The sequence below is a fragment of the Nocardia otitidiscaviarum NBRC 14405 genome (assembly GCF_000308635.1).
GTDB lineage: Bacteria > Actinomycetota > Actinomycetes > Mycobacteriales > Mycobacteriaceae > Nocardia > Nocardia otitidiscaviarum.
Genome location: NZ_BAGD01000086.1, coordinates 23,422 through 30,130 on the forward strand (window position 1 = coordinate 23,422; position 6,709 = coordinate 30,130).

A 6,709-nucleotide genomic window follows, 5' to 3' on the forward strand; every position below is an offset into this window, starting at 1 on the left:
TCCTCACTTCCAGCTAAATCCGTGCTGCGGCGAGCGCCGAGCCGATGGCCGCCAGATGCCGCAGACTGCGTTCGGCGTCGCGGGTCGGCGTCCTCGCGGTGTCGCCCGGCCGCAGTGCCGTGTCCTGCTCGATCACATACCAGCCGGTATAACCGGCGCGGTAAACCTCCCGCACCAGCGTGTCGATATCGATATCGCCCGCGCCCAGCGGAGCGTAGATGCCCTGCCGCACCGCCTCGCTGTACTCCAGCGCGCCGTCGCGCACCTGATCGGCGAGATCGAGACGAACATCCTTGAGATGGATGTGGCCGATGCGGTCCGCGTAGCGGCGCGCCAGGCCGACCGGGTCGGTGCCGCCGATGAGCAGGTGGCCGGTGTCCAGGCACAGCGGCAGGTCGGAGTCGGCGAGGAAGCGCTCCACCTCGGCCTCGGACTCCACGTGCGTGCCGACGTGCGGGTGCAGGGTGGTGCGCAGGCCCACCTCGGCGGCGATGGCCGCGATGGCGGCGGCGGTGTCGACCAGGGTGTCCCATTCGGTGTCGGTGAGTGCGGGACGTTCGTCGTAGCCGTCGAGGCCGGTGGCGGCCGCCAGGATGAGCACCTCCGCACCCGCCCGCGCGTAGCGGGTGGCCGTCTCGCGGGCGAAGGTGAGCGCCGCGTCGGACTCCCGGTGCAGCGGAAGGGCGAGGAAGCCGCCGATCGCGGTCAGACCGTGTTCGCCGAGCTGTGCGCGCAGCACGAGAGGGTCGGCGGGCAGATAGTCCGGTGGCCCGAATTCGGTGGCGGTGATGCCGAGCGCGGCCATTTCGGCCAGGACGGTGTGCGCGTCGAGAACGTGTCCCCAGCCGGGGACTTCGCAGACTCCCCAGGAGATCGGTGCGGCGGCGATGCGCAGCGGGTGCAGCGGTGCGGTCATCGGAACTTCCTCGACCTGTCGTAGTCACACGGTTGTGGCTCCATGCGTTGGAGCGCTCCAACTATGTAATCTGGATCACTCATGTGTCAAGAACCCTCAGCGGGATTCATGATCGCGAAACCCCTTGAAATGGTGGGTTTTACTGCGTGAACAGGGATACCGGGTTGCCGGAAAATGTCCGATTAGAGCGCTCTATTGATTGGTTCGCGTCCGGGCAGTAACGTGCCACACACACCAGCACCGACACGGAGGGATTTGTGACGCGACCGACGATGGAGGACGTCGCCGCTCGGGCGGGCGTCTCCCGCGCCCTGGTCTCGCTCGTCATGCGGGGCTCCCCCAAGGTGAGCGAACACCGCCGCCGGGCGGTGCTCGACGCCGCCAAGGAACTGGGTTACCAACCGCATTTCCTGGCCCGGTCACTGGCCAGCCGAACATCCAATCTCGTCGGCGTCATGGTGTCGGACCTGCGCAACGCCTACTTCGCCGAAGTGGTGGAGGGTATGGACGCGGCGGCGCAGGAAGCCGGGCTGGAACTGATCCTCAATACCGGGCGGCGCAGTGCGGCACGGGAACGGGCGGCGCTGGAAAGTCTGCTGTCGTTCCGGCCCGGCGGGATCATCCTGCTGTCGCCGGTCCTACCGGCCGCGGCCATACGGGAAGCGGCCCAGCGGTGTCCGGTGGTGTTGGTGTCGCGGACCTCGAATATCGCGGGGGTCGACACGGTCAACGACGACGGTGAGACCGGTGCGGGACTGGCCGTGGATCACCTGGTGTCACTGGGACATCGGCGCATCGTGCACTTCGACGGCGGGGCCGCCTTCGCCGCCGGGCCGCGGCGCAGGGGATACACCGCGGCGATGGAGCGGCACGGGCTCGAACCGATGGTGATCCCGAGCGAACACACCGACGCCGCGGGTGCCGCCGCGGTACGGAAACTGTTGAACGTCTTCTCCCCCAGCACCTTTCCCACCGCACTGGTCTGCGGCAACGATTTCAACGCCTTCGGCGCCATGTCGGCCCTCGACGAGGCCGGACTGCGGGTGCCGGAGGACGTGTCGGTGGTCGGCTACGACAACACCTCGCTCGCGGCCCTGCGCTACGTCTCGCTCACCACCATCGACCAGCCGCGCACCCGCATCGGTCAACTGGCCGTAGCAGCACTCACCCAGCGGCTGCGCGACGGGCGCACCGAACCACTGCGCAGCCGCGTCGAACCCGCCCTGGTCGTCCGCTCGACGACGGCCCCACCTCGCATCTGAGCCAACCCAGGAGAATCATGTCTTCCCTTCGCATCGGCCTGGCCGGGACCGGCCGCATCGGCACCTCCCACGCAGAGACTCTGAAAGCGCTGCCGGACGTGGAATCGGTGGTCGTCGCCGACGTCGACACCGAACGGGCACGCGAGACCGCCCGCAAGCTCGGCGTCGACTTCGCACCCGATATCGACACGCTGCTCGCCGCCGACCTCGCGGGGCTGGTGATCACCACGGCCACCGACTCCCATCCCGAACTCATCCTCGCGGCCGTGGAACGCGGACTGCCGGTCTTCTGCGAGAAGCCCATCGCGGCCGATATCTCGGGGACACTCGCGGTGATCGAACGGCTCACCGGATCGTCGGTGCCGGTGCAGATCGGCTTCCAACGGCGCTTCGACGCGGGCTACCGGGCCGCACGCGCCGCCGTCGCGAACGGGGAGCTCGGCTGGCTGCACTCCCTGCGAGCCACCACACTGGACCCGACTCCCCCTCCCGCCGAATACATACCGCGCTCCGGCGGCCTGTTCCGGGACTGCGGCGTCCACGATTTCGACATCATCCGCTGGGTGACCGGACGCGAGATCACCGAGGTCTACGCCGTCGGCGCCAACCGGGGCGAGCAGTTCTTCGTGGACGCGGGCGACGTGGATACCGCCGCGGTGGTGCTGCGCATGGACGACGGCGCGTTGGCGACCGTCTCCCTCACCCGCTACAACGGGGCCGGTTACGACGTACGGCTGGAACTGTTGGGCTCGGTGGGCAATGCCATTGTGGGACTGGACGACCGAGCGCCGCTGCATTCGGTGGAACCGGATTTCCCGGCGTCACCGCTGCCCGCCTACCCAGGGTTCATGGATCGGTTCCGGCGTGCCTACACCGAGGAACTGTCAGCCTTCGTGGCGGTGGTCGACGGAACACTCGCCAACCCGTGCCCGCCGACTGAGGCGCTCGAGGCGTTCTACGTCGCCGAGGCGTGCGAGCTGTCGCGCCGCGAGCAGCGGCCGGTGACCATGCGCGAGGTGCGCGAAGGCCACTGAGATCGAGCGGCCAGGGCCGTGCGCGAGTGAAGATCGTGCTCGGCGTCCGGTCGACAACGCAACCGCCCGCTTGCTGCACGACACCGGGTATGCCGCAGAATTGCTGTCCGAACCCAGAATCCGTACATATGGGAGTTGCGATACATGCGAGTTGTGGAAACAGACGTGATCATTGTGGGCGCTGGCCCGACCGGCCTGATGCTGGCCAATGAATCGCGTCTGGCCGGAGTGCGGGCGCTGGTGCTGGAGAAGTACCCGCAGCCTCGGGAGACCCCGAAGGCCAGCGGTATCGGCGGCCGAATTCTCGACCTGCTGCGTTACCGCGGCCTGCTGGAGCGACTCGAAGCCGCGGGCGGCTCCTACCCGCCGCCCCGATTCCCGTTCGGCGGTGTGTATCTCGACCTCACTCAGCTGGCGGACCCGCCGATGCGGGCGCTGGCGATCCCGCAGCTGGCGATCGAACAGGTGCTCGGCCAGCGCGCCGAGGAACTCGGTGCCGAAATCCGACGCGGGCACACGGTGGTCGGGGTCGGCCAGGACGACGACACGGTGACCGCCGACGTGCACGGCCCCGACGGGCCCTACCAGGTGACGGCCCACTACCTGGTGGGCTGCGACGGCGGGCGCAGCCCGATCCGTGGAATGGCCGGTATCGAGTTCTCCGGCACCACCCTGATCGAGGTCAACCGACTGGCCCAGGTCACCACGCCCGAGATGCTGACCGTGCACGACAATGGCGATCTCGACGTGCCCGGCGTAGGCAGAATCGCGGCCGGTTACACCCGAACCGAGCACGGCCAGTTCGCGATTCATGCCACCCCCGAAATCCTGTTCCTGCAAACCTCCGAGGACGAGGGCGCCGATTACGACAGTGACGAACCGCTGACCCTGCCCGAAGTGCGGGAGAGCATCCGCCGTGTGCTCGGTGTGGATCTGCCACTGGGAGATCCGATGCGGTTGTCACGCTATGTCTTTCAGGATCGTCAGGCCGAGCGGTATCGTGCGGGCCGGATTCTCGTCGCCGGTGATGCGGCCCACCTGTTCCCGGCCACCGGTACCGCCCTCAATGCGGGTATGTCCGACGCAGTCAATCTGGCCTGGAAACTGGCCGCCGCGATCGAGGGCTGGGCTCCGGAGGGCTTGCTCGACACCTACCACGACGAACGCCATTTCGCCGGTGCCCGCGCCCGGCTTCAGACCCGTGCCCAGATGGCACTGCGTCGTGGCGGTGATCCGGCCGCCGACGCGCTGCGCACGGTCTTCGAGGAACTGCTCACCGACGAGGCGACGCAGCGGCGTTTGGGAGCCCTGGTCGGCGGTACCGACATCCGCTACCCTCTGCCCGGCTCCGACCAGCACGCGCTGGCGGGCACCTTCGCCGCCGACCGCACCCTGCGTACCGACGTGGGCGTCACGAGCATCGCGGAACTCATGCGCGCCGCCCGCCCGGTCTTCCTCGATCTGGCCGACCGCGCGGACCTGCGCGCAATCGTCCGGGAGTGGCTGCCGCGCGTCGAGGTTGTCACCGCCGAGACCGAGGACCGACCGGCCGATGCCCTGCTGATCCGCCCGGACGCGCATATCGCCTGGGCAGCGGGCGACGAGGAATCCGCCGATTCCGCGGCGCCCACGCTGCGAGCAGCGCTCGCACGGTGGTTCGGATCGGAGACTTCACGCACCGGCTCACAGTCGGCAGACACCCCATCGGCGACCATGCTGCATCGATAGGCGTCACCGCGTCGATGGGGTCCCGGAACTCCATCCGCTGACCTGACCTCCAGGCGCCGCCGCGGGATCAGCCGATGGCGGCTACGAGCATGTAGGCGGTGCCCAGGTCCATGACGATGTGTGGCACCACCGTGGCGGGGCCTGCGGTACCGACGTGGTGCGGAACGATGTGGCGCAGAGCCTTTCTCGACATCGGTAGGGCCATGGCGGCGGCGTCGATGGTGAACAGGGTCGCCAGGGCGAGCATGGGGGCGGCGGGGGCACCGCCGTGGTGTCCGCCGGTGTGACCGCTCATGGCGTAGAGCATGGCTGCTGCCGCCGTGAGGTGGTAGGCGAAGGGGATGACTCGGGCGGCGGGGGCCAGCGGGTTGTCGCGCCACTGGACTATGCGGGCCAGGAACAGGAGGGCGTAGACCACTGTCATGGCGGTGAGGACGCCGTTCATGGCGTGGGGGTCTATGGCGGTGGGGAAGCCGATCATTGCGAGCATGACCAGGCACATCATCAGGTGTGCGGCGTCGGACTCCTGGTCTGTTTCCAGGGCGGGGGTGGGGGTGGCCAGGCGGGTTGTGACTATTGCGGCTGCGGCTATGAAGGATAGGAGGGTCAGCCATCGTAGGGGTTCGTACTGTTGGACGAATTGGGTCACAGCACACCACCTTTCAGCGGCGACGCAGGCTTTTCCATGATCGCACTTCGGGGGGCTGGGTGGAGGGGGATTTCGTTATCGATATGGAGTAGTTGCTCGTTGTGGAGTGGTTTCGGCCTTGTCCATGTGTTGAGGTGTCGGGGGTCGTGTCGGGTTCGGGGTGTTGCTGCAGAGATGTGAAGAGATGAGTGTGGTGGCGTTGGGTGCCTTACCTGGCTTTCGCTGACGCCGGGTTGGGTGCCGCGCGCTTCTACCCCAGCCGACGGACTGGCTGGGGTTGCGCTTTCGAGATGGGCCCTTTTGCGGGTGTGGCTATTGGCGTAAGTGATCGCCTCGGGTCGGGCCCGGCCGCTGGGCATTTTGCGGGGGCACCGTACGGTCGTGAGGATCTGACCGGTCGCTGTGGTCGGTGGCGTCTCGGTCGATCCGTCGCGGGGACGGGCGATCACACGCGCCCGCACCCTGTCGCCCCAACGGCGGAGGCATCGGCCGATTGACGGCCGAGGGCTTCGGCTGGCTAAGCGTCGGGGATGTCGATCGGCTGAGCGTCGGGGGCGACTGCCCGCCCGGGGCATCGGTGAGCCACTGCTCGGGATGATGATGCAGATTCACCCGGGGAACCCGACCCGGATCGATCCGCGTCGGGGGTGCCCACGCGACACGACCCGGATACCGGCCGCTACCGACACCGCGTCCGAGGGTGGCCCACCCGGCCGGATCCTCGCCGTCTTCGGGGATCTGGGCGTGGCAGCGGTCGCACACCAACGTGAGGTTGTCGATATCGGTACGACCACCCCGCAACCACGGCACCATATGATGCACCGCACACATCGTCGCCGGAGCCTCACACCCCGGGCGGGTACAACCCCGGTCGGCGGCGATACACGCCAACCGCTGCCACGACGACGCCAACCGATACCTCCCCCGCCCCAAATGCAGGGGCAAACCCTTGCCGTCGAACAACATCAACAACGGGTAGCTACCCTCGGCCATCCGCAACCCGTCCCGGACCGACATCACCGACCCCGACGCGGTATGCGCATACCCGGACCCCGATTGCAGGTCGGTGAGACTCATCGTCAACACCACCGACACCGGCACACCCCGATGAGACCCCAGA

At 67.9% G+C, this 6,709-nt stretch carries 6 protein-coding genes; 3 read left to right on the forward strand and 3 right to left on the reverse strand.

Going from position 1 to position 6,709, the window contains the following annotated elements; all coding sequences use genetic code 11:
* Window positions 1–13 precede the first annotated feature (13 nt).
* Window positions 14–916 carry a TIM barrel protein gene (locus ON31_RS19495; protein WP_039815622.1) on the reverse strand — a complete coding sequence of 301 codons (903 nt, stop codon included), beginning with the start codon at window positions 914–916 and terminating at the stop codon, window positions 14–16.
* A 257-nt stretch (window positions 917–1,173) separates the two neighbouring features.
* On the opposite strand from ON31_RS19495, the gene ON31_RS19500 reads away from it, so the two are divergent.
* From ON31_RS19500 to ON31_RS19510, 3 genes are all read left to right on the forward strand, one after another.
* Window positions 1,174–2,178: a LacI family DNA-binding transcriptional regulator gene (locus tag ON31_RS19500; RefSeq protein ID WP_039815624.1), complete on the forward strand. Its 1,005-nt coding sequence runs from the start codon at window positions 1,174–1,176 to the stop codon at window positions 2,176–2,178.
* A gap of 17 nt (window positions 2,179–2,195) precedes the next feature.
* A complete protein-coding gene (locus ON31_RS19505; protein WP_085996448.1) occupies window positions 2,196–3,212 on the forward strand; it encodes a Gfo/Idh/MocA family protein in 1,017 nt (338 codons plus the stop codon).
* Between the two features lie 165 nt (window positions 3,213–3,377).
* Entirely contained in the window at window positions 3,378–4,940 is a 1,563-nt protein-coding gene (locus tag ON31_RS19510; protein WP_255222176.1) for an FAD-dependent monooxygenase, read from the forward strand.
* A gap of 67 nt (window positions 4,941–5,007) precedes the next feature.
* Here ON31_RS19510 and ON31_RS19515 read toward each other — a convergent pair whose 3' ends face one another.
* Entirely contained in the window at window positions 5,008–5,589 is a 582-nt protein-coding gene (locus ON31_RS19515) for a DUF5134 domain-containing protein (protein ID WP_039815626.1), read from the reverse strand.
* 312 nt (window positions 5,590–5,901) lie between these two features.
* A complete protein-coding gene (locus ON31_RS38585) occupies window positions 5,902–6,666 on the reverse strand; it encodes an HNH endonuclease signature motif containing protein (protein ID WP_373282996.1) in 765 nt (254 codons plus the stop codon).
* Between the last annotated feature and the right edge of the window lie 43 nt (window positions 6,667–6,709).